The sequence below is a fragment of the Mesorhizobium sp. M1A.F.Ca.IN.020.06.1.1 genome (assembly GCF_004023265.1).
Lineage (GTDB): Bacteria > Pseudomonadota > Alphaproteobacteria > Rhizobiales > Rhizobiaceae > Mesorhizobium.
Map to the genome: position 1 here is coordinate 1 of NZ_RZSR01001827.1, position 426 is coordinate 426.

The window sequence follows — 426 nt, forward strand, 5'->3', positions numbered from 1 at the left end:
CGGCCATGGTGTTGACGTGGCCCGGCGTGCCGGTGACTGCCTGCGCAAGCATCTGGCCGCGCGGGTCGAACACGCCAGCCGACAGGTCGCCGGATTCGCGCACCGAAGTCGAGAAGGCGGTGCGCAGCAGGGTGAGCGCCTGCTCCTCGACCACCGAGATCAATCGGTTCCACATGACCTGCATGCGGATTTCGCCAATATCGCTCATGCCTGGCTGCCTTTGCGGATCAGTAGGATCGCGCCGTCGCTCTGGATGACGGCGTCGAAGCTGGTGGTGACGACGGTGGAAGTTTCGCGCTCGACGATGACCGCGGGGCCCGCGATCCGATCGCCGGGGCGGAGCGAGTCGCGCTCGACGATGCCGTAGCTGCGCGGTGCGCCGCTGACCGGATCGAACACCTCGCGGGTCGTTTTGAGTTCGCTCGT

General features: G+C 66.7%; 2 protein-coding genes. Both read right to left on the bottom strand.

Annotated elements, in window-relative coordinates:
• On the bottom strand, positions 1 to 208 hold a 208-nt coding region (locus tag EOA60_RS37090; RefSeq protein ID WP_145968807.1), incomplete at its 3' end, for a hydantoinase B/oxoprolinase family protein.
• A partial coding sequence (locus EOA60_RS37095) for a hypothetical protein (RefSeq protein WP_164899973.1) occupies positions 205 to 426 on the bottom strand: 222 nt, incomplete at its 5' end. The genes EOA60_RS37095 and EOA60_RS37090, both read right to left, overlap by 4 nt.